Annotated in this window: 24 protein-coding genes; 15 read left to right on the top strand and 9 right to left on the bottom strand. The window is 60.3% G+C overall.

All coding sequences use genetic code 11. The features are described from left to right. Positions 1-4: 4 nt before the first annotated feature. From JN12_RS01710 to JN12_RS01695, 4 genes are all read right to left on the bottom strand, one after another. On the bottom strand, positions 5-778 hold the full coding sequence (locus JN12_RS01710) for an MlaE family ABC transporter permease (protein ID WP_145017464.1): 774 nt from the start codon (positions 776-778) through the stop codon (positions 5-7). Further along, entirely contained in the window at positions 775-2,370 is a 1,596-nt protein-coding gene (locus JN12_RS01705) for a hypothetical protein (protein WP_246125716.1), read from the bottom strand. The genes JN12_RS01710 and JN12_RS01705 overlap by 4 nt, the downstream gene beginning before the upstream one ends. A 126-nt stretch (positions 2,371-2,496) precedes the next feature. Then, positions 2,497-3,024, bottom strand: a complete 528-nt coding sequence (locus JN12_RS01700) for a 3-isopropylmalate dehydratase small subunit (RefSeq protein ID WP_145017463.1) — start codon at positions 3,022-3,024, stop codon at positions 2,497-2,499. Positions 3,025-3,091: 67 nt separating this feature from the next. Next, positions 3,092-4,375, bottom strand: a complete 1,284-nt coding sequence (locus JN12_RS01695) for a 3-isopropylmalate dehydratase large subunit (RefSeq protein ID WP_145017462.1) — start codon at positions 4,373-4,375, stop codon at positions 3,092-3,094. Positions 4,376-4,539: 164 nt separating this feature from the next. On the opposite strand from JN12_RS01695, the gene JN12_RS01690 reads away from it, so the two are divergent. Both JN12_RS01690 and JN12_RS01685 read left to right on the top strand, forming a co-directional pair. After that, a complete protein-coding gene (locus JN12_RS01690) occupies positions 4,540-5,568 on the top strand; it encodes an LOG family protein (protein ID WP_145017461.1) in 1,029 nt (342 codons plus the stop codon). A gap of 216 nt (positions 5,569-5,784) precedes the next feature. Then, on the top strand, positions 5,785-5,985 hold the full coding sequence (locus tag JN12_RS01685) for a cold-shock protein (RefSeq protein ID WP_145017460.1): 201 nt from the start codon (positions 5,785-5,787) through the stop codon (positions 5,983-5,985). A gap of 321 nt (positions 5,986-6,306) precedes the next feature. On the opposite strand, the gene JN12_RS01680 is transcribed toward JN12_RS01685, so the two are convergent. Genes JN12_RS01680 through JN12_RS01670 form a run of 3 tightly spaced genes read right to left on the bottom strand, consistent with a single transcriptional unit; the run spans position 6,307 to position 9,416 of the window. Next, positions 6,307-8,145: an MXAN_6640 family putative metalloprotease gene (locus tag JN12_RS01680; protein ID WP_145017459.1), complete on the bottom strand. Its 1,839-nt coding sequence runs from the start codon at positions 8,143-8,145 to the stop codon at positions 6,307-6,309. Position 8,146: 1 nt separating this feature from the next. Then, positions 8,147-8,647, bottom strand: a complete 501-nt coding sequence (locus JN12_RS01675) for a hypothetical protein (RefSeq protein WP_145017458.1) — start codon at positions 8,645-8,647, stop codon at positions 8,147-8,149. Next, entirely contained in the window at positions 8,640-9,416 is a 777-nt protein-coding gene (locus tag JN12_RS01670) for a phosphorylase family protein (RefSeq protein WP_145017457.1), read from the bottom strand. Before JN12_RS01670 ends, JN12_RS01675 begins: the two co-directional genes overlap by 8 nt. Positions 9,417-9,604: 188 nt before the next feature. Between JN12_RS01670 and ffh the strand changes: the two genes are divergently transcribed. From ffh to JN12_RS01625, 9 genes are all read left to right on the top strand, one after another. After that, entirely contained in the window at positions 9,605-10,960 is a 1,356-nt protein-coding gene (gene ffh / locus JN12_RS01665; protein WP_145017456.1) for a signal recognition particle protein, read from the top strand. Positions 10,961-11,039: 79 nt separating this feature from the next. Beyond that, positions 11,040-11,303, top strand: a complete 264-nt coding sequence (gene rpsP / locus JN12_RS01660) for a 30S ribosomal protein S16 (RefSeq protein WP_145017454.1) — start codon at positions 11,040-11,042, stop codon at positions 11,301-11,303. A 50-nt stretch (positions 11,304-11,353) separates the two neighbouring features. After that, positions 11,354-11,584, top strand: coding sequence for a KH domain-containing protein (locus JN12_RS01655; protein ID WP_145017452.1), 231 nt, complete (start codon positions 11,354-11,356; stop codon positions 11,582-11,584). Further along, entirely contained in the window at positions 11,584-12,105 is a 522-nt protein-coding gene (gene rimM, locus JN12_RS01650) for a ribosome maturation factor RimM (protein ID WP_145017450.1), read from the top strand. Before JN12_RS01655 ends, rimM begins: the two co-directional genes overlap by 1 nt. After that, positions 12,102-12,839 (top strand): tRNA (guanosine(37)-N1)-methyltransferase TrmD, encoded by a 738-nt coding sequence (trmD, locus tag JN12_RS01645; RefSeq protein ID WP_145017448.1) that lies wholly within the window; start codon positions 12,102-12,104, stop codon positions 12,837-12,839. Before rimM ends, trmD begins: the two co-directional genes overlap by 4 nt. After that, positions 12,836-13,408, top strand: a complete 573-nt coding sequence (locus JN12_RS01640; protein ID WP_145017446.1) for an RNA methyltransferase — start codon at positions 12,836-12,838, stop codon at positions 13,406-13,408. Before trmD ends, JN12_RS01640 begins: the two co-directional genes overlap by 4 nt. A gap of 81 nt (positions 13,409-13,489) precedes the next feature. Beyond that, on the top strand, positions 13,490-13,849 hold the full coding sequence (gene rplS / locus JN12_RS01635; RefSeq protein ID WP_145017444.1) for a 50S ribosomal protein L19: 360 nt from the start codon (positions 13,490-13,492) through the stop codon (positions 13,847-13,849). Positions 13,850-13,912: 63 nt separating this feature from the next. Continuing rightward, the gene (locus tag JN12_RS01630; protein ID WP_145017442.1) at positions 13,913-14,560 is read left to right on the top strand and encodes a ribonuclease HII; all 648 of its coding nucleotides are present in this window, start codon (positions 13,913-13,915) and stop codon (positions 14,558-14,560) included. Further along, positions 14,557-14,946, top strand: coding sequence for a YraN family protein (locus tag JN12_RS01625; RefSeq protein WP_145017440.1), 390 nt, complete (start codon positions 14,557-14,559; stop codon positions 14,944-14,946). The genes JN12_RS01630 and JN12_RS01625 overlap by 4 nt, the downstream gene beginning before the upstream one ends. 44 nt (positions 14,947-14,990) lie before the next feature. Here the strand turns inward: JN12_RS01625 and JN12_RS01620 are convergent, their stop codons facing one another. After that, complete coding sequence (locus JN12_RS01620; protein ID WP_145017438.1) at positions 14,991-15,593, bottom strand: class I SAM-dependent methyltransferase; 603 nt, start codon at positions 15,591-15,593, stop codon at positions 14,991-14,993. Then, positions 15,590-18,304 carry an MMPL family transporter gene (locus JN12_RS01615; protein ID WP_145017436.1) on the bottom strand — a complete coding sequence of 905 codons (2,715 nt, stop codon included), beginning with the start codon at positions 18,302-18,304 and terminating at the stop codon, positions 15,590-15,592. Before JN12_RS01615 ends, JN12_RS01620 begins: the two co-directional genes overlap by 4 nt. Before the next feature lie 405 nt (positions 18,305-18,709). Between JN12_RS01615 and shc the strand changes: the two genes are divergently transcribed. The 4 genes from shc to hpnH all read left to right on the top strand — a co-directional run bounded on the left by shc (position 18,710) and on the right by hpnH (position 24,970). Further along, positions 18,710-20,749: a squalene--hopene cyclase gene (gene shc, locus JN12_RS01610; RefSeq protein WP_145017434.1), complete on the top strand. Its 2,040-nt coding sequence runs from the start codon at positions 18,710-18,712 to the stop codon at positions 20,747-20,749. A gap of 132 nt (positions 20,750-20,881) precedes the next feature. Then, positions 20,882-21,868 carry a hopanoid-associated sugar epimerase gene (hpnA, locus tag JN12_RS01605; protein WP_145017432.1) on the top strand — a complete coding sequence of 329 codons (987 nt, stop codon included), beginning with the start codon at positions 20,882-20,884 and terminating at the stop codon, positions 21,866-21,868. 91 nt (positions 21,869-21,959) lie between these two features. After that, complete coding sequence (gene dxs, locus JN12_RS01600; protein ID WP_145017430.1) at positions 21,960-23,867, top strand: 1-deoxy-D-xylulose-5-phosphate synthase; 1,908 nt, start codon at positions 21,960-21,962, stop codon at positions 23,865-23,867. A gap of 104 nt (positions 23,868-23,971) precedes the next feature. Continuing rightward, entirely contained in the window at positions 23,972-24,970 is a 999-nt protein-coding gene (gene hpnH / locus JN12_RS01595) for an adenosyl-hopene transferase HpnH (RefSeq protein ID WP_145017896.1), read from the top strand. Positions 24,971-25,003 lie beyond the last annotated feature (33 nt).

Here is a 25,003-nt window from a genome sequence, read left to right as displayed (position 1 = left end):
AACCTCACATCAGGATGCGGGTGAGGAAGTAGTCGGCAACAAGAATCAGCATGAATGAAAGGACTACGGAACGGGTGGTGGATACCCCGATCCCGCGGGCGCCCCCGCTGGTGTTGAAACCGACGTAGCATGAGACCAGGGCGATGATCCCGCCGAAGGCAGTTGCCTTGATCAGTCCGTTGCCCACTTCCTTGATCTTTAGAGCGTTGGTCAGGCTGTCATAGTAGGTGTAGTATGACACAAAAATCTGCGGATGCAGGTTGCTGATGATCGCCCCGCCGGTGATGCCGATCAGGTCCGAGTATACCACGAGGGCCGGAACGCAGATCAGGCACGCAATGAGCCTCGGCATGGCCAGGTAGCGGACCGGGTTGATGTCCAGGGTCTTCAGGGCGTCGATTTCCTCATAGACCTTCATGACGCCGATTTCGGCAGCCATGGCCGAGCCGGCCCGGCCGGCAACCAGGAAGCTGGTCATGACCGGACCAAGTTCCCGCACCATGGAGTGGCCGACAATGGCGCCGATGATGTCCTGGCTGCCGTATTTGTTCAATTCCACCCCGGTCTGGAGCGCCAGAACCATGCCGACGAAAAAGGCCATGACCGAGGCAACCGGCAGGGTTTCGTAGCCGATGATCATCATCTGGGTGGCGATGCTCGGCAGGTTGCGGGGGATCTCCCTGAAAAAATAGAAGGTCTGGCCGAGGAGAATGATCATCTCCCCGACGATCTCGTTAAAACGGATCAGATGTCTGCCGATGAATTCGAACGGTTTCATGGGTTAATGCCCCCGTTGGCGCGCGTCACGGTCTTGTGCTCGGGCGATCCGCTTCCCCAGGAGATGCCGAAGGGGAGCCAGAAGAGTCGGACCGATTTCCCTTCCCGGTCGGTCGTATAGCGGAACAGCCCCTTGAGGAGTTGGAGGTCGGACGTAGCCGTGGTGGAACGGTAGCGCAGCAGCGGGAACAGCTCGTACGCAAGGGCGTCTTTACGCGCCTCGTGCCAGTAGAGGTTCCAGGCAAAGGATGCTGCCGAGTCGCCGTTATCGTTCCACCTTTGCTGATAGAGCCGCCAGAAAGGGGCCCAACTGCGCTCGATCCCCTCCCTGTCCAGCACCGGCTCCACTGGTGCGGGAAAGCTGAACGACTTCACGTTGTCGGTGGTGCGATTGTAGACGAAGAGGGGCCAGAAGGCGATCCGTTGCCGGCTGGCGCCGTCGGCCGGCCAACTTTCGCGGTTGTTGCTGTACAGAAAATAGAGCAACCGCTCCTTTTCCTGACGAAAGGAGGGGGCGACCGACGTTTCTTCCTTGTAGAGCGGCCACAGGTACCAGCGTTTTTCGTCGTCGCCGTTACGCTCCCGGTCGAAGAACGGCAGGAAGCGGGTGACGTTCCGTTTTTCGCCCCGCACAACCTGCCAGAATGGCCAGAGTAGATTCCACCCCTCCTCTTTCGGGTCCCGGTTCTCGTAGTGGCCGAAAAATGGCCAGAGGTAGTCCCGTACTGTCAGCTTGGGGGAGTCTACGGTCGCGTAGAGCGGCAGGATCTGGAACCTGCTGATGGGGTTGTCCGTATTGAGGCCCTTTTCTTCCTGGTGGAAGAATGGCCAGAGGGCAAAGCGCTTACGGTAGACCCCTTCCTTGGCCGACTGTCCGTACAGGGGCCAGAATGCATAGCCTGACTCCCGTTCGCCGCGGGTGACCGAGAAAAAGGGGTAGAGCACGTTGTAGTTGGTGGTTCCCTTGTTGACAGTCCGGCCGTAGAGCGGGAAGAGGAGATAGTGGTATTCGTCCCGCCAGAACCGCTCGTAGATATCCCCGTAGAAGGGGAGGACCGAGGTGTAGGGGCCGTATTTCTTCGATGTTCCGGTAATGTAGAACGGGAAGACCATGAAGTCCCGCTCCCGCTCTTCTTCCCGGTCCTTCCGGAACAGGTTCTTCTGGTAGAGCTTCAGTACCTGGAAACGGGTGACATCCGGAGTGCTCTCGCTGGAGGCGAGCGGGTAGAGGTACTCGGTGGCGGCTGTTTCGTTTTTTTTGTTGCCGGTACGGAAGAAGAGGGGGCGAACGGCAACGGTCGACTGGTCCTTCTGGTTCTGGAATTTGAAAAGCGGCCCGAGGATGCTCAGATTGCTGAACCCTTCAGCCGGGCTTTCCCGGTAGTCGATCAGGGGCCAGAGGGTGAAAATGGTCCCTTCGGCAGAGCCTGTCCCGTCAGCCAGGGCAGACCGATGCGGTACGAGGACCGCAAGGAGGGCGACCAGGAGGCAGATCTGCGATATGGGAAGCAGGCGCATGTTCACGGGTATCTTGTCCGGGGCGCTGCCGGGATGTACGAATCTGGTTCCCGGTACAACGCGAAAGCAGTGCATATTATCCCTGCCAGAGGCGCAGAGTCAACCCGAAAGCGGTATAAAATACGGACTGACAGCTGCTGCAAACGAAAAAACCCGCTTTGTCGGCGGGCTTTTTCGTTTGCAGGGGGAAGAGCTGGTTAATCAATACTTCTGGTCGGCGAAGTCGACCCAGCCGCCGGCCGTCACCAGCGCCTTGTCGAAGGGGGAGACGTCGAAGCTGAAGGTTTTCTGCTTCCCTCCGCCGCTCATGGTAAGGGTCTGGGCTTCAATGTCGATGGAGATAGTGGCATCGGCATCGTTCACATGGGAAAAGATCAGGTCGAGGTCTTCCTTGGGGAGTTCGATGGCCGCCATGCCGCAGTTGAACATGTTCTGCCGGAAAATGCGGGCAAACGATTCTGCGATGACCGCCGTGATGTCGTTTACCTCGAAGACCCAGGGGGCGTGCTCCCTGGACGAGCCGCAGCCGAAGTTCGCCCGGCTGACGATGACCCGGGCCGCTTTCGTCTTCTCCCCTTTGGGATCGAAGCCGGGGAGCTTCAGGTCTTCAAGGATGTAGGGCTTTAGGTCTTCTTTGGTGATTTCAGTCAGGTACTTTGCCGGGATGATCTCGTCAGTGTTGATATCCGACCGGTCAAGGAAAAGGACCGGTCCGCCAAACGTTTTCATATATTCGTTCTCCTTATGCATGAATGTAGTGGAGCGGTTGCCGCGCCCGGGCGGGGAGACCCCGCCCCTACAGGTACTTTCTCGGGTCGGCGATCTTTCCTTCTATGGCCGTGGCCGCGCTGGTGGCCGGCGACATGAGATGCACCATGCCACCCTTTCCCATGCGACCCATGAAGTTCCGGTTGGTCGTGGAGGCGCAGACCTCTCCTTCCGCCAGCACGCCGTTGCTCATGCCGAGGCAGGCGCCGCAGGTCGGGTTGGTGACACAGAAGCCGGCTTCCATGAAGATGTCGATCAGCCCCTCGTGCAGCGCGTCCTGGTAAATCTTCGGGGTGGCCGGCGACAGAATGCCGCGCACCGTCGGGGCGATCTTCTTCCCTTTCAGGATCTGCGCGGCAATCCGCAGGTCTTCCAGGCGGCCGTTGGTGCAGGAGCCGAGGTATACCTGATCGACCTGCTCACCGGCGAGTTCGCCGACCGGTTTCACCTGGTCCGGTTTGTAGCCGAACGTGACCGTCGGCTCCAACTTGGAGACGTCGAACTCCAGGACCCTGTCGTAGGTAGCGTCTTCGTCGGACCACCACGTGCGGAAATCGGCCAGGGCTGCCTCTTTAGAGGCGTAATCGCTCTGGATGAACGGCCAGAGGTAGTCGACGGTAACGGCGTCGGGCATGCAGATGCCGGAGGTGCCGCCGGCCTCGATGGCCATGTTGGAGAGGGTCATGCGGGATTCCATGGTCATGGCATCGACCACTGGTCCGCGGAATTCCAGGACCCGGTCGGTGGCGCCGTTCACGCCGAGTTGGCCAATGATGTAGAGGATGACGTCCTTGGCGAACACCCCTTTCGGCAGCGAGCCGTTAAGGTTGATCCGAATGGTTTTCGGCTCGCGAAAGGCGCAGACCCCTTTGAGGATGCCCACTTCCAGGTCGGTCGTCCCCACCCCGGCGGCAAAGGCGCCGAAGGCACCGTGGGTGCAGGTGTGGGAATCGCCCATGATGACCGTATAGCCGGGCCGGATGAACCCTTTTTCCGGAAAGAGGGCGTGACAGACGCCGTTGGCGCCGATGTCGAAGAAGTCCTTGATATTGTGCCGGCGGGCCCAGTCCCGGAGGATCTTGGCCTGGGTGGCTGTTTTGGAGTCCTTGCTCGGCGTCACATGGTCTACGACCGCCTTGATCTTCCCGGTATCAAAGATTCGGTCTTTGCCGCGGGCCATCAGGTCGGCAATGGCAATGGGGGTGGTGATTTCGTGGCAGAGGACCACGTCAAGTTTCAGAACCTTGGTTCCCGGGAATGGCTCGTTCACCAGGTGGGTGGCAAAAATCTTTTCAGCAGTGGTTTTTCCCATAAGTAGCAGCTTCCTTTCAGGGCTTGAGTCGCGTAGCCAGCATACTGTAAACAAAACGTGGTGAGCGTGCAATGTAATCTTTGTTCGATATCCTTTAACATTTGCTACCCCTGCGACACGGTGTTATAATCCGCGCTCATTTTCTCATGGGGAGCCACGTGCCGATGGAGCTGAGTTTTACACACAAGAACGGAGAGATCGATGCCCTGATTGACCAACTGGTCGCGAAGGCTGAAGGGGTGCACCATGCCGGCCTGGTGCGCGAGATGATCATCTCTGCCCTCAAGGCGGGACAGGAAACCAGCTACCTGGCCGACCTGAAGATGCTCAACAACACCATGAAGGAGATGCGTTACACCAACAAGGTCTTCAGCCCCTATCGACACCGGAAGAAGGTGACCATCTTCGGTTCGGCGCGTACCGAGCCCAGTGAACCGATCTACCAGACCTGCATCCAGTTCAGTCGCGAGCTGGCCGCCCGTGGCTATATGATCATCACGGGTGGCGGTGGGGGGATCATGCGGGCGGGGAACGAGGGGGCCGGCAGCGAGAATTCCTTTGCCGTCAATATCCGGCTGCCGTTTGAACAGTCGCCCAACGTGGTAATGGCCAGGAATCCGCGGCTCGTTACCTACAAGTACTTCTTCAACCGCAAGGTGGCCTTTGTCAAGGAGTCGGACGCCATTTCCGTCTTCCCCGGCGGGTTCGGTACCCTGGATGAGGCGATGGAGGTCTTTACCCTTATCCAGACCGGCAAGACCTCTCCCAAGCCGCTCGTGCTGGTGGATGACGAGAGTGGCTACTGGGATCGCTGGTTCGAATTCATCAAGAGGGCGCTTCTGGTACGGGGGCTGATTTCCGGCGAGGATTTTTCGCTCTTTACCATAACGAAGAGTGTCGAAGAGGCAGTTCAGGCCATCGAGGATTTTTACCGGAACTATCATTCGCTGCGTTTTGTCGACGGTCTGCTGGTTATCCGGCTCAACAAGGAGCTGTCGGATGGTGAGATCGCCGAACTGGAGAGCGAGTTCCCGGAGCTTCTTCGTCCCGGCAGCCGGATGGAGCGGTCGGGGCCGCTTTCCGAGGAGTCTGACGAGCCGGATCTGCTGGAGCTTCCCCGGCTGGTTATGAAGTTTGATCACCAGCACTATGGGCTGTTGATGGCCTTTATCAGAAAAGTGAACACGTTGTAATGTTTTGGTTGAAAAGGTGGAAAATGCCTTGACAGTATTTGCGGTGGATGGTATGCTATCCACCGCAGTAGGATTCGGAAGTTTTTGCAGTATCAGGAAATCTCGCCGTTCGCCAGAAGAACCGTAGTTTTCCTGCCTCAAGACTCCGGCAGCTGCAGTAACCTTCACAATCCGGCACCAGGCCGGAGCAACAAAAGGCAAAAGGAGGCAGGAAAAATGGCACAGGGTAGGGTTAAGTGGTTTAACGACGCTAAAGGGTTCGGTTTCATCGAGCAGGAGAACGGCGACGACGTGTTCGTACACTTCTCGGCAATCATGAGCGAAGGCTTCAAATCGCTGGCAGAAGGTGAAGCGGTTACCTTCGACGTGGTCAACGGACCGAAAGGTCTGCAGGCTGCCAACGTTCGCAAGGCCTAATCAGGCAGTCGGGTAAACCCGAAATCAGAAAAGCCCCGCTGGGATGCCAGTGGGGCTTTTTTGTGTTTGCTCTCTTCCAGAGGGAGAGGTCTGGATGGATCAAGGCTGAAGTTACTAAGAAGTTTTACTTCGCACATTCAGTTTCGTCCTATCGGGACAGAATGCCTGTAGCCGGGGGGATTCATCCCCCGGTAGGGGCTAGCGCAGTCCTTCAGTCACGTACGTGACGAAAACGATATAATATAATCCGCGCGTCCCGGCGATAAATCGCCGGGCTACGGGCATTCTGTCCCAACGGGACGTAATCTGACAAAATAAGAATTAATGCCCAGAACGCCTTCTTCCGGTTACTGTGCTACCAATGACCATCAGGGTTAATATGAGGGCGATGACGGTCCCTTTCCCGTGAGCTACGGCGAAGACCACGGGCGTGAGAAGGAAGCGGGTAGCGGTCCTGAGCGTTTCGTGGCGGGCTATGACGTCGGCCAGTGGCGGGCTGAGGCGATAGTAGAGCGCAACCATCTGCCGGCCGGCGGCGTTGGTCAGAAGGAATCGGTCGCGAAAATCCCGCAGCACCTGGACCTTCGGGTGGAGGTAGCTGCCGTAGGCGGCCGTGGCGATGAAGCAGCCGCCACCGCCGCCTCCGCCTGTTGAAGTCGTCGGGGTTGTCGTCGTTGGTGGAGGGCCTGACGGTGGGACGGTAGGCGTGCTGCCGTCGCTGGCAAAGGCGATGGACTGGTTGTCGCTCGTGCTGGTGTTGGTGATGATGAGCATCGCCTCGGATGTGGTGGCGCTGCTGAAGCCGGTGATGACGATTTTGCTCGCGAACGTGTCGAACGGGAACTCGACGAAGGTACCGTCGGTGAGCTTTTTCAGGGCAGTGATGGCCATGGTCACCGGTTTCGTGCTGAAGGTGAGAGACAGGTCGGTAGGTGCTGAGGTATCCTTTGACAGCTTCACATACCCGATGGAGTAGTGGGGAAGTGTGATGACCGGTGAAGGGGTGGTGGTTGATGTGATGGGAAAGGCCGAATAGGAGGCGACTGGCACAATGGGGTGCTGGTAGATGATGGGTATATCGCCGACATGACTCTGCCAGTCGCGTTTGTAAAGGCGCCGGCTGAAGTCGAAATAAGAGGAGCCGACTGTGGTCCCCTTCCCTTGAAGGACGGCATCCATCACCGGGGTCATGGGGATATCGGCGCCTGTCGGTGACGGGATTTTGGCTAGCTGTTCCCAGAAGTTCCTGATGATGGTCGGGTTATAGGTCTCGGCCAGATACCGGTTGTATATCCAGCGGCTGTAACCACCGCCGGTGTTGACATCCACGGCAGTATTGAGACTCAGGTTGGTGTTCTGCATGAACGGTGGCAGGTAGTTGTAAAGCTGGTTAACCGAATCATACACCTCGTCTTCCATCCAGGTGGAGGTGGCCTCGGCGTACCATACGTCGAAGAAGAAATTGTAGCCGTACTGGATGGCGTGGTGGAACTCGTGGGCCGCTGTGATCTGGAGCGCCTTTGTGGCCTTTACGCTTGCGGTGTCGTTACCCGGGATCGAGTTTTGAAAAATAGTATTGAGAAAATCTTTGTCAATGACTATGTAGCTTGAATAAGACGTTGCGGTTATAGCCGCATCAGACTGGGTGAAGCCGAATTCCGACTGGGTGCTGAGTGCCTGCAGATAGACGTCGTAGATTCCGCCAGATACGGGTGGAGCGTTATATACCATCGAGGTGATTTCGGTCTTATAGACATTCTCGAATGTATCTGCAACGGTGGTGATCCATGTGTTGAGCGGGACAAGTGGGGTAGGCAGGTCAGTTCCGGAGGTGGCGTAGTGGATTCTGAAGTGGCCGCCGCTTGACGGAATGATGGTTTCGCCGGTGAGCACCGGTGCTGCAACATACTTGGCCAGGACCACCTGGGTCGCGGTGGCCAGCTTGCTCCAGTCCCGCGAGACGCCGCGACGGAGCGGCATGCCGCAGTGGGCGCCGACAGTGGCTGGTTCGGTCTGGAGGATGGCGCCGGCCAGAGGGGGGTTCCCACCACTGGCGCCGGTGAAGGCGTTGAGGTAGTAGTCATCCAGTTCGCCACCGTGGGCCAGAAGCGGCAATGCTGCCAGCACCAATGAGCAGAGAAACATCGTCAGCCGTTTCATGTCAGTCCACCATCCTTTTTCCGCCCCGCAGGGGGATGAGGGTTGTCTTGTCCGGTTCGATGGTCACGGTCCCGGAGTCGGCCCCGCTGCGCACTTCATAACGACCGGGCGGCAGGGCGAGAGTGAAGAACCCGTTCCCGTCGCAACGGGTTTCCTTTTCTACGCCGGCGCCGCGCACCGTCACCGGCATGTCGGGCCGCGGCAGAAATGCCGGGTGGCTGCCGAGCTTGCCGCCGCTCTGCTGGATATAGCAGATGCCGGCCAGCGCGCCGGTTTCCGGGGGAAGGGGGCGGGTTTTCCCGGGAGAACCTTCCTGGAGCAGCTTGGGGTAGTGGCCGATCCTGGTTGCTATTGCCGGCTGGCCCACTCTGCTCTCCTCTCGGAACGCGCTGCCGTCAAAGTACATGGTGCGGCTATCGTCGGGCCGGCTTCCCATCGGCAGACCCGCGGCCGGGATGGTCAGGCTGGCGACAAGTGCTGCGATGAGTGCTCTCTTATGCATGGCTCTGCTCCAGATAGTTGATGATGCCTGTTGCAAGGGCCTCGGCTGCCAGCTTGCTGTTTCTGGCGAGCCGAATGAGCTGGGGGATGATCCCTGGCCGTTTCAGGATGGTGGAAAGGACCTTGACGGGCCGGATGCGCAGGTTTGCGTCGCAGAATTCGGCAACGGTGAAGCCGAGTTCCTCATCACAGTCATCGCTGATGGCCCGGATGGCCAGGAACGGAATGCCGTGCTCGCACGCTACCCGGGCTATGGCGGCGGTCTCCATCTCCAGGACCGGTGTTTCGGTGTTCTCGGGAAGTTTTCCGCGCAGTGCTGCTTTGGGCATTGTCTCGGCAGCGGTGATGAAGGTGCCGAGATGGCAGCGACTGTTGCCGGCCTTTACCATAAATTCGTCAGCAAGCGACAAGTCCGGGCCGTTCTGCTCGCTGAATCCGACTCCGTCGCTGACAAGGAGGCGCGTGGCGACCACCAGGTCGGCGACCTGCGGGCCGGGGGCAACGGCCCCTCCCAGGCCGAAGTTGATGATCAGGTCCGGGCTGGTGGTCTCCAGAAATGCCCTGGTGGCTGCTTCGGCATTTGCTGGCCCCATGCCGGACTGCAGCAGGATGAGATCCTGGTCGCCAACGCGGCCGCGGTAGAGCGGGAAGCCTGCAACCCGGTCCCTTTTGATGATGTCGACCCTCGCCAGCAGAGGTTTGATCTCTTCCGGAAGGGCGGCTATCAGGGCGATTGAGGCGGTCGGCATGGCGTCGAGCGTTTTGGACATTGCGTAAGTATATACCAGACCAACCGACCGGCCACAATCACCATTGCCAATCCACGGTAACGTCCGATTTTTGTCTTGACAAAGTTTTGGGTGCTCCTCTATATTCCATCCTTTACAAGTCCCACTGCTGCCCGTGGTTTGTCCGTTGTGGTTGGGTGGGGTAATTAACTGAAATATAAGTGATCTTGATGTTTGATACACTATCCGACAAACTTGAACTGGTATTCAAAAAGCTCCGCGGCCAGGGGGTAATGACCGAGGACAATATCAAGGAGGCGCTCCGCGAGGTGCGGCTGGTTCTCCTTGAGGCGGATGTCAACTTCAAGGTCGTGAGGGATTTTGTCGAGCGGGTGCGTGAGCAGGCCGTCGGCTCCCAGGTGCTGCAAAGCCTCAGTCCCGGCCAGCAGGTGATCAAGATCGTCCATGACGAACTGGTCGCTCTGATGGGTGGTGGCGAGGAGAACGGCCTCGATCTGGCGGCCAAACCGCCGGTGGCCATCATGATGGTTGGCCTCCAGGGTGCCGGCAAGACCACCTCCTGCGGGAAGTTGGCGCGCTTTCTCAAGGGACAGCGCCGCCGTCCGTTGCTGGTGCCGGCCGACGTCTACCGTCCGGCCGCCATCGAGCAGTTGAAGACCCTCGGTCGGCAGCTGGGGATCGAGACCTTTGACTCGCGGGCCGACCAGGACCCGGTGGAGATCTGCCGCAGCGCGATCCGTTATGCCGAGCTGAACGGTCTGGATACGGTGATTCTGGACACTGCCGGCCGTCATCAGATCGATGACTACCTGATGAACGAACTGGTCCGGATCAGGGACGAGGTTGAGCCGCGGGAGATCCTCTTCGTGGCCGACGCCATGACCGGCCAGGAGGCGGTAAACGTCGCCAGCGGCTTTAACGAGCAGCTGGAGATTTCCGGCGTGGTGCTGACCAAGCTGGATGGCGATGCCAAGGGGGGCGCGGCCCTCTCCATCAGGGCGGTCACCGGCAAGCCGGTCAAGTTCGTCGGCCTGGGCGAGAAGCTGGATGCCCTGGAGGTATTTCACGCCGACCGGCTGGTTTCCCGTATCCTTGGCATGGGTGACGTTCTCACCCTGATCGAAAAGGCCCATCAGACCTTTGACGCCAAGGAGGCAGAGCGGCTCCAGAAAAAGGTCAAAAAGGGCGATTTCGATCTGGAAGACTTTAAGAATCAGCTCCAGCAGGTCAAGAAGATGGGCTCCCTGGAGTCGATCATGGGCATGATCCCCGGTATGGGGAAGATGATGAAGCAGATGGGTAACGCCCAGCCGTCCGAGAAGGAGATGACGCGGATCGAGGCGATCATCGATTCCATGACCCGCGGCGAGCGTGCCAACCATACGATCATCAACGGCAGCCGGCGGCTGCGGATTGCCAAGGGGAGCGGAACAACGGTTCAGGAAGTGAACCAGCTGCTCAAGCGTTTCACCGAGGCCCAGAAGGTAATCAAGCAGCTCCAGAAGCTGGGACCTAAGGGGCTCATGAAGGGGCTCGGCGGGATGAAGGGGATGCTTCCTTTTTGATTTTCATGTAAAGCATGGCGTTCACCATACACCAATAAACGAACGGCGGCGACAGTCGCTGTAACACCAGGAGGAAACAATGGCAGTAAAGATCAGACTCGCCCGGGCCGGCGCAAAGAAGAAGCCCTTCTACCAGGTTGTCGTAGCTGATGAGCGGGCTCGCAGGGATGGTCGCTTCATCGCCAACGTTGGCACGTATGACCCGAACCAGAATCCGGCCGCCTGCCGCATCGATGAAACGGCGACCCTGGATTGGCTGGGCAAGGGAGCACAGCCGACCGACACCGTGAAGCAGCTCCTGAAAAAAGAAGGAATCTGGGCCAAGTTCGTTACCGCTGCCTGAGCTCGACTTTCCCCGGTCCGCCGGACACTCCAGAGCACGAGGATACCGACATGAAACAGCTCGTAGAGACCATCGCCAAAGCACTTGTTGACGACCCGACCCAGGTCAGGACCACCGAGGAGTTGGAAGAGGATACGACAGTTATCAAGCTGACGGTGGCCAAGGAGGATATGGGCCGGATCATCGGTAAGGAAGGGCGGACCGCAAAGGCCATCCGGACTCTGTTGAACGCTGTTTCGACCAAGGACAACAAGAAGGCCGTCCTCAAGATCGTCGAGTAATGTCCGGTAGCAGTGAGCTGGTTCTGTTGGGTAAGGTGGCTGGCACCCATGGCATCAAGGGCCAGTTGCGGGTAGCACCCTTTTCGGGGGAGAGCGGGACGTTTCTCTCCCTCGACAGGGTTATTTTGAAAGATACGGGCGGTAAAGAAGAGACGTATTTCGTAGCAGGTGCAGCAGCCCATGGCCGGAAGATTCTCCTTACCCTTAAAGGGATGGCTGATATCAATCAGGTGCAGCATCTGGTGGGACGTGAGATTTACGTCCAGCGCAGTCAGCTTCCGCCCCTGGCAGATGACGAGTTCTATTGGTTCGATCTGATTGGGCTTAGGGTGGTCACCGACGACGGCACGGAACTGGGCCGTCTCGAAAATATCATGGAGACCGGCAGCAACGACGTCTATCTGGTCCGGGCCAATGAAAAGGAATACCTGATACCGGCGATCGACGAGGTGGTCAAGGCCATCGACCTCGAAGCCGGCATCATGACCATAAGCCCTCTCGAAGGGCTGCTTGATCTATGAAATTCCAGATTTTGACCCTCTTCCCGGCCATGTTCCAGGGACCGCTTACCGAGAGCATTCTCCGGCGGGGCGTGGAGAGCGGCGCCATCAGCGTCGACCTCCATAACATCCGCGACTTCGCCCTGGACAGACATCGGACCGTCGATGATGCCCCCTATGGCGGCGGCGCCGGGATGGTGATGAAGGTCGAGCCGCTGGCCGCCTGCATCGAAGCGGTGAAGGCACAGGCACCGCGGGCGCGGGTAATTCTCACCTCGCCGCGCGGTGAGCCGTTTACCCAGGCAATGGCCCGGGAGCTGGCTGCCGAAGATGGTCTGATCATCCTCTGCGGCCGGTACGAAGGGATCGACGAGCGGGTCCTGGAGCTGTACGTGGACCGGGAACTCTCCATCGGCGATTTTGTCCTGACCGGCGGCGAACTGGCGGCCATGGTGATCGTGGATGCGGTTTCCCGACTGGTTCCCGGTGTCCTGGGGAGCGAGGAGTCGGCACTGGACGAGTCGTTCAGCGACGGACTCCTTGAGTATCCGCAGTACACAAGGCCTCCGGAGTTCCGGGGACGCACGGTGCCGCCGGTTCTTCTTTCCGGCAACCACCGGGAGATCGATCGCTGGCGTCGCCAGCAGGCTCTGCGCCAGACCGTGCAGCGCCGGCCCGACTTGCTGGCCACGGCGCACCTGACCCGGGAGGATGAGAAGTTCCTCCGTGAGCTTGCCGGAGAAGCGGCGCCATGAGCAGTCTGAGTATCGCCCTGATCCATCACCCGGTCTATGACAAGAACCGGCAGGTGGTGGCCACGGCCGTGACCAATCTGGACCTGCATGATATTGCCCGCGCCGCCAGAACCTACGGCCTGTTTCGTTACTACGTGGTGACACCGGTGAAGGAACAACAGGCACTGGCCAACCGGATCGTCGGTCACTGGCAGGAAGGGTGGGGGGCCGGTTACAACCCCAAGCGGAAAGAGGCCCTGTCCCTGGTGCGGGTCGTGCCGAGCCTGGATGAGGCAGTGGCCGACCTTTCGAGGGAAACGGGAGTCAAACCGCTGCTGGTGGCAACCGGCGCTGCCGAGCGGACGGATACCATCGGTTGTCCTGACCTGGCTGCACGGCTGGCAAGGGATGAACGACCCCACCTGCTGCTGTTCGGCACCGGCTGGGGGCTTACGGAAGAGGTCTTTGCCCGGGCCGACATGGTCCTGGAACCGATTCGCGGGTATGATACATACAACCACCTGTCGGTGCGGGCCGCAGCCGCCATCATCATGGACCGGCTCCGGGGCGACCGCGGACGGCAGGGTTGACAGACACTAACAGCAATCAGTCCGGTCGTCAGGACGGTTACTACTATCAAAAGCTTCGGCTTTAACCGTAGGGAGGAAAACATGAACACGATAGACAGAATCGAAATGGAGCAGATGAAGAAGAACGTGGTACCGTTCAAGCCGGGCGACACCGTCAAGGTCCACGTGAAGATCGTGGAAGGCGACAAGAGCCGTATCCAGGCCTTCCAGGGCGTATGCATCGGCCGTCAGAACGGTGGGGTCCGCGAGTCATTCACCGTGCGGAAGATTTCCAACGGCGTTGGTGTCGAAAGGGTGTTTCCGCTGCACTCCCCGACAGTGGAGACCGTTGAGGTGATCACCCGGGGCCACGTGCGCCGCGCCAAGCTCTACTACCTCCGGAAGCTCCGGGGGAAGGCGGCCCGTATCCGCGAGAAAAAGTACGTTGCAGGCGCCATCTAAGCAAGAAAAGGCCTCGGGAAACCGGGGCCTTTTGCTTATTGTGGACAACCATCCGGAGCAACCATGACCCTGACCCTGTTTGGCGACGAGCCGGCACCGACCATGTGGGAGTTCGAAGACCTTGCCCGCCGCCAGGGATACCGCTCCATTGCCGGTATTGACGAGGCCGGCCGGGGGCCACTGGCAGGACCGGTGGTGGCGGCTGCGGTGATCCTCGATAGCGGGTCTGTGGTCGACGGTATCAACGACTCCAAGAAGCTGACGGAAAAACAGCGGGAGGGACTCTTTGACCGGATCATGGCGACCGCACTGGCGGTCGGGGTGGGGATCATGGACCACGACGTCGTCGATCGGGACAATATCCTGCAGGCGACCCTGGCGGCCATGAAGCAGGCGGTGGCGCAGCTGGCAACGGCACCCGACTTCCTGCTGATCGACGGCATCTCCATGATTCCGCTCGCCGTGCCCCAGCGTACCATCAAGCAGGGTGACGGCCGTAGCGTCTCCATCGCCGCCGCCTCCATCATCGCCAAGGTGACGCGGGACCGGATGATGGTGGAGTACGACCGGCTCTACCCCGGTTACGGTCTGGCCGGCCACAAGGGGTACGGCAGCCAGGCCCACCTGGAAGCCATTGCCCGCCTCGGTCCGTCGCCGATCCACCGGACGACATTCCGGGGGGTCCGGGAACATGTGAGGAGTGGGGAGTGACGGGCGAGGAGAAACCCGTTGGCAATAACCAGAGTGTAGGCGCACAGGGGGAGGAGTTAGCGGCTAACTTTCTCCGTAAGGCCGGCTACCGGATCGTGGAGCGCAACTTCCGCTGCAAGGGGGGAGAGGCGGACATCGTGGCCCGTGACGGGAAGACCCTGGTATTTGTGGAGGTGAAGACCCGCCGCAGCATGACCTACGGCCCGCCACAGCTGGCAGTGACCTCCTTCAAACAGCGCCAGATCAGCAAGGCTGCCCTTACCTGGCTGGCCAAGAACCGACAGCAGGACGCCCCGGCCCGTTTCGACGTCATCGCCGTCATGCTCCTTGCGAACGGCACCCACCGGATCGAACATATTCCCAACGCCTTTGACCTGGCCTATTAACTTCCGCGAGACGTAAGCCATCAGATCTCGCTCGCGTGAAAAGGTTAGCGTCCTGCTGTCTTTTCCACCACCACCAGAAACGGCGCCGCCTCCGACCGGTTCAACTGGCGGGCCTGCCAGACATTGAACTCCCCTGGCACGAGTGCTTCCCCCCAGGTGCGGACCACATCCCATTCCTCGTCTCCACCCGGGTGGCCGGTGTAGACCACGACCAGGACAAAGCCGCCCGGCGCGATCAATGATGCTGCCTGCTCCAGGGCGGCCCGGGTCGATGCGGGCCTGGTAACGAATCCCTTGTCGCCGCCGGGCAGATACCCCAGGTTGAAGACCACGGCAGCGACCGGCCCGGCCACATACTGTGCCAGCCGCTCATGGCCATCCTGCACCATCTCCACCCATTCCCGGCACCCGGTTGCGCGTAGAGCCGCGTCGGTGGCAGTGATGGCCGTCTCCTGGCTGTCGAAGGCCCAGACCTTTCCCTGCGGCCCGACCAGCCCAGCCAGCAGGAGGGTATCATTACCGTTGCCGCAGGTGGCGTCAACCACCCGGTCCCCTGGCCGGACCCGTTCCCGCAGAAAGAGATGGCAGAGAGGAACGGCCCCCCGCAGGTTTTCCCCGCTCTTCGTTCCCCGTTCCTCGTTCCTCATCCTTTATTCACCAGCGACAGCACCGCCGGCAGCACCAGTACGAAGGCGATCTGGCAGGCCACCATCCCCAGGGACATGACTGCGCCGATGCTGAAGACCCCCTGGTGGTGGGCGACAATGAGGGCTCCGAAGCTGGCCATGATCGTCAGGGTGTTGTACAGGACGCCGACGCCGGTACTGCTGAAGACCACCGAGACCCCGTCACCGTCCTCGCGCCGGAAGCGGTTGATCAGGTAGATGCCCGAGTCGACCGCTATTCCCAGGACCAGCGGCAGGACGATGATGTTGGCCGAGTTGAAGTTGATGCCGAAGAGCCACATGCCGGTCACCATGAAGAGGATGCCGACCACCAGCGGCACTAGGCCGATGAGGGCGAACTTGAGGCTCCGGAAGGTGGCCACCAGGATCAGGACAATGGCCGCAAAGGCGTAGATAAAGGCGCCGAAGTAGGAGTTCCTGAGGATCGTCATCGACTCGTAGACCATGACCGGTTCGCCGGTGGCATGGGGATCGACGGTGCGGACGTCATCAAGAAATTCCTTGAGCGGTGCCCGGTCGAAGATCTCCTTCTTCGGCGCCACCTGGAGTTGGTATTTGCCGCTCTTGCCGACAAACCTGCCGTGCAGTTGGGGCGGGATGTCCGTCTCGGTCACCGGTGTGGCGGCAAGGCTCTCCCTGAGCAGGCTGATCTGCTGTGGCAGCCCGGAGAGCATCCCACCCTGAAAATTCTTCAGCATCCCCACGGCGTTTTTGTCCTTTTCCTTCTCCAGGGAGGCGAAAAAACTGTCCAGGGTTGCCAGAAAGCTGCCGACCTGCTTTGCCTCCGGTCTTTGCTCAGCAACGAGCTGCTTCTTCAGCCGCTCCACGCTGTTACGGAAGTGCTCGAACACGGCCGGCAGGGCCATAAGATTCAGGTTCTCCTCGTAGGCCCCACCCTTGATGTCGGCCAGATCCGCGCGGAGGGCGGCCAGCTCGGCAAGCTTTTCCCGCTGTTGTTCCGGGACGAAGGTAGCGAGGCTCACTACATGGTCCACCGTCGGCAGCCGCTCCAGCCGCTTCGCCTTTTCCGCGGCCTCGGCCGGCGAGTTGGCCATGACCACGGCGAAGTAGCCGGCGTTTTCCTTGCTCTTCATCAGCTTGTAGGCGTACTCCACCGACTCCAGCCCCTTGGCCTGGAGATTCATCAGGTTGAAGTCGAAGGAAACACGGGAAACCGGATAGATGGCGGCAGCGCAGAGAATGACGGTCAGGGCGATGACCGCCTTCGGATAGCCGAAGAGCAGGCGTTTCACGCCCGCTCTTCGGAGTGAGGAGTGAGGGGTGAGGAGCGAGGGGTCGGATTTTGCCCCTAACCCCTTACTCCTCACTCCTTTCTTCCTGTACGGCGCAAGAACAACCAGCAGTGCCGGCAGGACCGTGAAGGTGACGAGAACACAGATGGCGATGCCGCCGCCGGCGATGATCCCCAGCTCGGCGATCCCCTTGAAGTCGGTGGCGACAAAGGTAAGGAAGGCGGCGGCCACCGTGGCCGCTGCCATGACGATGGCCCAGATGTTCCGGTTGAGGCCGGTGGCGATCCCGTCAAGGTGGGTCGCCCCTCCGGTCAGTTCCTCCTGGTAACGGAGCACCACCTGGATGCCGTATTCGATGCCGATGCCGATCAGCATGATGGCGAAGACCATGGAGAGGATGTTGAGATGGCCGACCGCCAGGGTGGCGAAGCCAAAGGCGAGGCAGATGGCAACGGCCAGGGAAACGACGGCTGCGCCGACGTTCAGCACGCCGCGGAAGGCAAGCACCAGGAGGACCACGGTGAGCGCCAGGGAGATGACCGTGGCCAGCGTGATGTCGCGCTCGCTGGTGGTCATCTCCTCATGCTCCAGGACCGGTGTCCCGGTGAGCCCCACCGTCACCCCCTTGAACTCGGGGAGCTTCTTGAGGGCGGCGATTTCCCGGCGAATGATCCGGATCGCCTCCTCGGCCGGAACGAAGCTCTCCGAATCCTTGACCGGCAGCAGGGTCAGTACCTGTTGCCGACCGGCCTTGCTGAAACTGGACGCCTGGCCGCCGGGGCCGTTGAAAAAGAACTCCTCCAGGGAGAAGTCGGTCGAGCCGTTTGTGCCGAACTGCTGAAAGCCGAGCCCGAGCTTGTCCAGCATGAAGGCGAGGCTTGCCAGCTTTTCCCTCGCTGCCGGCGTATTCCGGTCCGCCTGGAGATACCCGTCCATCTCCCTGGTGAGGAAGGAAAAGAGGGTTTCCACCGACGGGTTGGCGGCCAACTCCTTAAGGACGGGCTTGGCCAGGGTCAGGTTGCGCCGCAGTGCCCGCACCTCGTCCAGAGAAACGAACAGAAGGCCGTTCTTTTTGAAGAATTCCAGGCCAAAGGGGTAGAAGACCTCGCGGAAATGCTGCTGGTCTTTGCTGAACTTATCGAACAGCCGTGTGCCGAAGCGGCCGGCCCGTTCGGTATCGTTCGCCTCGATGACGACGACGATCTCTTCCTGGTCGCCGAACTCCTGGCGGTATGCCTGATAGTCGCGGTTGAACGTGGTGTTGGCCGGCATCAACTGATCCCTGCCGGTGAGGAAGGTCATGTTCTGCTTCGTGTAGATAACCGAGACCACGGCGAGCAGGAGTGCCACAAAAATGATCAGGCGCGGGAACCTGACGACGAAGCCGTACAGGCCGCGGTATGATGCTTGGTTGCGCATGGGACCTCTAAATCCAGAAACAGTATCAACACGGAGACACGGAGGTCACGGAGAAGAACAACAGAGACCGACATTGCGGGTATTGGAAGTCCGTCTCCGCTTGAGCAGCCGCGTATCGGCCATAACGGGGATTCAGAGTCGGTGATAACTCCGTGTTCTCCGTGCCTCAGTGTTTCAATTGCCGTTTTCAGGACATCTGATGGGAATAAGAACCGGAGTGAACATCTACCACACGGGGCTAGGAAAATCAACGGTTTCGCCGCAATTTTGGCCAGGCCCGGGCTGAAAAGGGTATACCTTTTTGGCAGAATGTGGTAAAAACCCAAATTTGTTGTGCCCTGCGCCAGCGAGTGTCCCTCGGGAAACCGTTGCCGCTACATTGACTATCAAGGAGAGCAAGCGTCCATGCGACCCCTGAAGCATCCCATCTCCCATGCGCTTACCTCGTTCAACGGCGTTGCCGTTGAACCTGTGCCGGCCCCGGCAACGAAATCTTCCGGCAAGGTCCATCACCTGCCGGCTTCCATCTGGAAAAAGCAGGGAGGAGAGGCGAAAAGCCCCCTGGATCTCGCCATTGAGCGGAGTCGGGACTTTTTCTTCCGCGAGCAGCTCCCTGCCGGCTACTGGTGGGCCGAACTGGAGTCCAACGTCACCATTACCGCCGAGTACCTGATGCTCTTCCACTTTCTCGGCATGGTGGACAAGGAGCGGGAGCGGAAGATCGCCAACTATCTCCTCAGCAAACAGACCGAGGACGGGTCCTGGACCATCTGGTACGGTGGCCCCGGCGATCTCTCCACCACCATCGAGGCCTACTTTGCCCTGAAGCTGGCCGGCTACCAGGCCGATCATCCGGCCATGGCCAAGGCGAGGGCGTTCGTTCTCGACAAGGGGGGAATCATCAAGGCCCGGGTCTTCACCAAGATCTTCCTGGCGCTCTTCGGTGAATTCGCCTGGTTCGGCGTTCCCTCCATGCCGATCGAGCTGATGCTGCTGCCCAACTGGGCCTATTTCAACATGTACGAGCTGTCCAGCTGGGCGCGCGGAACCATCATCCCCCTTTCGCTGGTCATGGCCGAGCGGCCGGTCCGCAAGCTCCCTCCGAGCGCGCGGGTGCAGGAACTCTACGTACGCCCCCCCCGGCCGATCGATTACACCTTCAGCAAGGAAGACGGCATCTTGACCTGGAAGAACTTTTTCGTCGGTGTCGACCATATGCTGAAGATATACGAGTCGAGCCCGATCCGCCCCTTCAAGAACAAGGCTATGGCGCGGGCGGAACAGTGGGTGCTCGATCACCAGGAGACCACCGGCGACTGGGGCGGCATCCAGCCTGCCATGCTCAATTCGGTCCTGGCGCTTCACAGCCTCGGCTATGCCAATGACCACCCGGCTGTTGCCAAGGGGTTGGAGGCGCTGGCCAACTTCTGTATCGAAGGCGAGGATGAACTGGTGCTCCAGTCGTGCGTCTCGCCGGTCTGGGACACGGCCCTGGCCCTCAAGGCCCTGGTTGATTCCGGCGTGCCCACCGATCACCCGGCCCTGGTAAAAGGTGCCCAGTGGCTGCTGGACCGGGAAGTGCGCAAGCCTGGCGACTGGAAGATCAAGAGTCCCGAACTTGAGCCAGGTGGCTGGGCGTTCGAGTTCCTCAACGACTGGTTCCCGGACGTGGACGATTCCGGTTTCGTCATGATGGCCATCAAGGATATCAAGACCAAGGACGGGAAGGCCAAGGAAGCGTCAATCGTCCGCGGTATCAACTGGTGCCTGGGGATGCAGAGCAAGAACGGCGGCTGGGGTGCCTTTGACAAGGACAACACCAAGCACCTCCTGAACAAGATCCCGTTCGCCGACCTGGAGGCTCTCATCGACCCTCCCACTGCCGACCTTACCGGCCGGATGCTGGAACTGATGGGTGCCTTCGGTTATCCGAAAGACCATCCTGCCGCGGTGCGGGCGCTTGAGTTCCTGAAGCGCGAGCAGGAGCCGTCCGGTTCCTGGTGGGGCCGCTGGGGGGTCAACTACATCTATGGCACCTGGTCGGTGCTCTGCGGCCTGACGGCCATTGGCGAGGATATGTCCCAGCCGTACATCCAGAAGGCGGTGAACTGGCTCAAGTCCAGGCAGAACCTGGACGGCGGCTGGGGTGAGACCTGCGAGTCCTACTACGATACGTCTCTTGCGGGAGTCGGCGAGACCACTCCTTCCCAGACCGGCTGGGCGCTCCTGGCCCTGATGGCGGCCGGCGAAGCGGAATCCCCCTCGGTCAACAGGGGTATCCAGTATCTCCTGGCCAGCCAGAAGGGGGACGGCACCTGGGACGAGGACCAGTACACCGGTACCGGGTTCCCGAAGTTTTTCATGATCAAGTACCATATCTACCGCAACTGCTTTCCGTTGACCGCGCTCGGCACCTACCGGACGCTGACGCGGGAAAAGGCGTAATTCGGTGGGAATGGCAGGGGCGCGGCAAGCAGCGCCCCTACATCAGGAGAATCGTTGGGTGGTTGCGTGGTTGAGGAGGGGGCAGTTTCTCCCTCGACTACTCAACCACTCAACTTATTTATGGGTTCAGCAATGAAGGCATTTGTTACCGGCGCCACCGGTTTTCTCGGGGCGAGCATCGTCAGGGAGCTCCTTAAGGACGGCTGGGCGGTTCGGGTCCTGGCCCGCCCCGACTCTGACCGGCGCAATCTCCGGGGACTTGACGTGGATGTGCGGGAAGGGGATCTCCGCAGCCGGGACCGTCTTGCGCGTGACCTCGACGGTTGCCAGGCCCTGTTCCATGCCGCTGCCGACTATCGCCTCTGGACGAACGATCCGGCCGCCATGTACGCGGCCAACGTGGACGGCACCCGCACGATCCTGGAAGCTGCCCTGGCGGCGGGAGTGCAGCACACGGTCTACACCAGCAGCGTCGGCACCCTGGGTAATCCCGGCGACGGCACGCCCGGCACAGAGGATACCCCGGTGACCCTGGCCGACATGGTGGGGCACTACAAGCGGAGCAAGTTCCTCGCGGAGCGGGTGGCGGAAGAGTTGGCAGCCAAAGGGCTGCCGCTGGTGATCGTCAACCCGTCCACGCCGGTCGGGCCGTATGACGTGAAGCCCACCCCCACCGGCAAGATCATCGTCGACTTCCTGAACCGGAAGATGCCCGCCTTCCTGGACACCGGCCTCAACATCATCGACGTGGAAGACTGTGCCCGTGGGCACCTCCTGGCCCGGGAAAAGGGGCGTGTCGGGCAGAAATACATCCTGGGTGGGGAAAACCTCACCCTGAAGGCGATCTTTGGCCAATTGGCCGCTCTCACCGGGCAGCCGGCCCCCCGGTTCCGGCTGCCGTACCGCCCGATCCTGGCCGCGGCCTATCTGAACGAAGCCATCTCACGGTTGACCGGCCGCGAGCCGCTGATCCCCCTGGCCGGGGTCCAGATGGCGAAAAAATTCATGTTCTTCGATTCCGGCAAGGCGGTCCGGGAGTTGGGGCTGCCCCGGCGGCCGGCCAGTGAGGCGCTGCAGCGGGCGGTTTCCTGGTTTCGCGCCAATGGGTATGCGTCGTAAAGCTGTTCGACGTTCGACGTTAGAGGTTCGAGGTTAACGGCTCGCAGTTTTTACGTCGAACATCGAACGTCGAACATTTTTGGAGATTGCCATGTCCAAGTTACTCGAAACGATAAACAGTCCGTCCGATCTGAAACAGCTTTCGCTGGAGCAGCTCGGCACCCTGGCCGGCGAGGTGCGTCAGTTTCTCCTGGAGAACGTCTCCAGGACCGGCGGCCACTTGGCGTCCAACCTGGGGGCGGTGGAGTTGACCCTGGCCCTGCACTACTGTTTCGACTCCCCCAATGACCGTTTCATCTGGGATGTGGGGCACCAGGCCTACACCCACAAGATCATCACCGGCCGGCGGGACCGGTTCCATACCCAGCGTCAGTACGGCGGTCTCTCCGGTTTCCCCAAGCGCAGTGAGTCGCCCCACGACCCGTTCGGTGCCGGCCATTCCTCCACTTCCATCTCCGCCGGACTCGGCATGGCGGTTGCCAATGACCTGAAAGGCGAGAAGCACAAGGTGGTGGCTGTGATCGGCGATGGCTCCCTCACCGGCGGCATGGCCTTCGAGGCATTGAACCAGGCCGGCCACCTGCGCAAGAACCTGATCGTTGTCCTGAACGACAATGAGATGTCCATTTCCAGGAATGTGGGAGCCTTTTCCACCTTCATCTCCCGCAAGATGACCGGCGGCTACTACCGCGACCTCAAAAAGGAGATGGAAGGGCTGTTGTCCAGCATCCCGGCCTTTGGCCGCAACATCCTTCACTTCGCCAAACGAGCGGAGCATTCCCTGAAGGGGTTTCTCACCCCCGGCTCCCTGTTCGAGGCGCTCGGCTTCGATTACGTGGGGCCGGTCCAGGGGCACGACCTGCCGCACCTGGTGGAGATCCTGCGTGACCTGAAGAGTGTAGAGGGGCCGGTGCTGGTGCATGTCATGACCCGCAAGGGGTGCGGCTATAAGCCGGCAGAAGACAATCCGGGCAAATTCCACGGCGTCGGTCCGTTTAATATTGCCACCGGGGAAGTGGCTGCTGCCAAGGGTGGTCCCGCCTCCTACACGGCAATGTTTGGCGAGACCCTGGTCCAACTCGCCGCGGACGATAAAAAGATCGTTGCCATTACCGCGGCCATGCCCGACGGCACCGGCCTGACCCCCTTTGCCAAGGCCTATCCTGACCGCTTCTTCGATGTGGGAATTGCCGAGCAGCATGCTCTGACCTTTGCCGCCGGCCTGGCGACCGAGGGGTACCGGCCGGTGACGGCCATCTACTCGACCTTTGCCCAGCGCGCCTATGACCAGATCTTCCACGACATCTGCCTGCAGAAACTGCCGGTGACGCTGGCCATGGACCGCGCCGGTCTGGTGGGGGATGACGGGCCGACCCACCACGGGGTTTTCGACCTCTCACTTTTCCGTCATCTGCCGGAGATGACCCTGATGGCGCCGAAAGACGAGAACGAGCTGCGGCACATGGTCAAGACCGCCCTCTATGCCGGTGCGCCGATGGCCCTTCGTTATCCGCGCGGCACTGGTTACGGCGTGCAGCTTGATCAGGAAATCCGTGAACTTCCCATTGGCAGGGGGGAGCAGTTGGTTGCCGGGGACGACGTGGCCATCATCGCCATCGGCAGCACGGTCTACCCGGCAGTCGAGGCAGCGACACGGCTGGCGACCGCCGGTATCCGGGCCACGGTGGTCAATGCCCGCTTCGTCAAGCCGCTGGACCGGGAGCTGATCCTCGCCGTTGCCCGCCGGTGCGGCACCGTTGTCACGGTTGAAGAGAATGCCCTACAGGGCGGCTTCGGCACTGCCGTGCTGGAACTCCTCGCCGACGAGCGGGAAACCGCTGTCCGGGTCAAGCGGATCGGCATTCCCGACCGGTTCGTCGAACATGGTAGCCAAGCCCAACTGCGCAAGGACCTGGGACTTGATGCCGAAGGGATTGCCGCCACGGTGGAAGCGTTCATGAGAAGTAAGGAGAGGCCGGTCCTGGCCGTGGCGAAATAGACGATATTGCAGGGGCGCTGCTTGCCGCGCCCTTGCTTGCGACAAATTGCCGAACCGGGCGCAGCAAGCGGCGCCCCTACATGATTGAAAGGAAAGAACTGCAGATGCGTTTTCCCTGGCGACTCAATTACGATCTAACGAAATACATTGCGAAGAACAAGCTGGCCAAGGTGGAGAAATATCCCCTGGTCCTGATGCTGGAGCCGACCCACCTGTGCAACCTGGCCTGTTCCGGCTGCGGCCGGATCCGGGAGTATGCCGATACCATTCAGGCGATGATGAGCCTGGAGGAGTGTCTCCGTTCGGTGGACGAATGTCCGGCCCCCATCGTCACCATTACCGGCGGCGAACCGTTTCTCTACCCCCACGTCTTCGACCTGGTGGAGGCGGTGCTGCAGCGCGGCAAGCATATCCAGTTCTGCACCAATGGTCTCCTGCTGGAAAAGTCACTGGACCGGTTGCGGCCCCATCCCAACTTCACCCTCAACGTCCACATGGACGGCATGGAAGAGACCCACGACCGGATACTGGAACGCAAGGGGACCTTCAAAACCGCCATCGAGGGGATCAGGAAGGCGAAGCAGCTCGGCTTCAGGGTCTGCACCAATACCACCATCTTCAAGGACACCGATCTGGTGGAGATCGACATGCTCTTCTCCATGCTTACCGAAATTGGCGTGGACGGCCTGCTGGTGGCCCCCGGCTTCAGCTACGAGGCCGTAGGCGAGCTGCTGTTCCTGGAGCGGCAGGAGATCGAGCGGAAGTTCGGGCAGGTGTACGAAATGAGCAAGCGGTTCCGCTTCTGGTCGACCCCCATGTACCTCCGTTTCCTCAAGGGGGAGAAGAAGCTCCAGTGTACCCCGTGGGGGAACCCGACCCGCAACCCGCAGGGGTGGAAGGCGCCGTGTTACCTGATCACCGACACCCACTACCCAACGTTCAGGGAGATGATGGAGAAGACCGACTGGAACCGCTACGGGGTCGGGCGGGATGAGCGCTGTGCCCAGTGCATGATGCACTGCGGCTTCGAGCCGACCGTGGTGAACGAGATTTCAAAGAGTTGGAAAGATATCGTGGAAATGGCGATCTGGAACCTGACCTGAGACGAAAAAAGGCCATTCCGACCGTTACGAAAG

Origin of the sequence: Geobacter argillaceus, assembly GCF_007830735.1 — a bacterium.
Classification (GTDB): Bacteria; Desulfobacterota; Desulfuromonadia; order Geobacterales; family DSM-12255; genus Geomobilibacter; species Geomobilibacter argillaceus.
The sequence above is the reverse complement of the archived record's forward strand: the minus strand, read 5'-3'. Positions and strand labels throughout refer to the sequence as shown.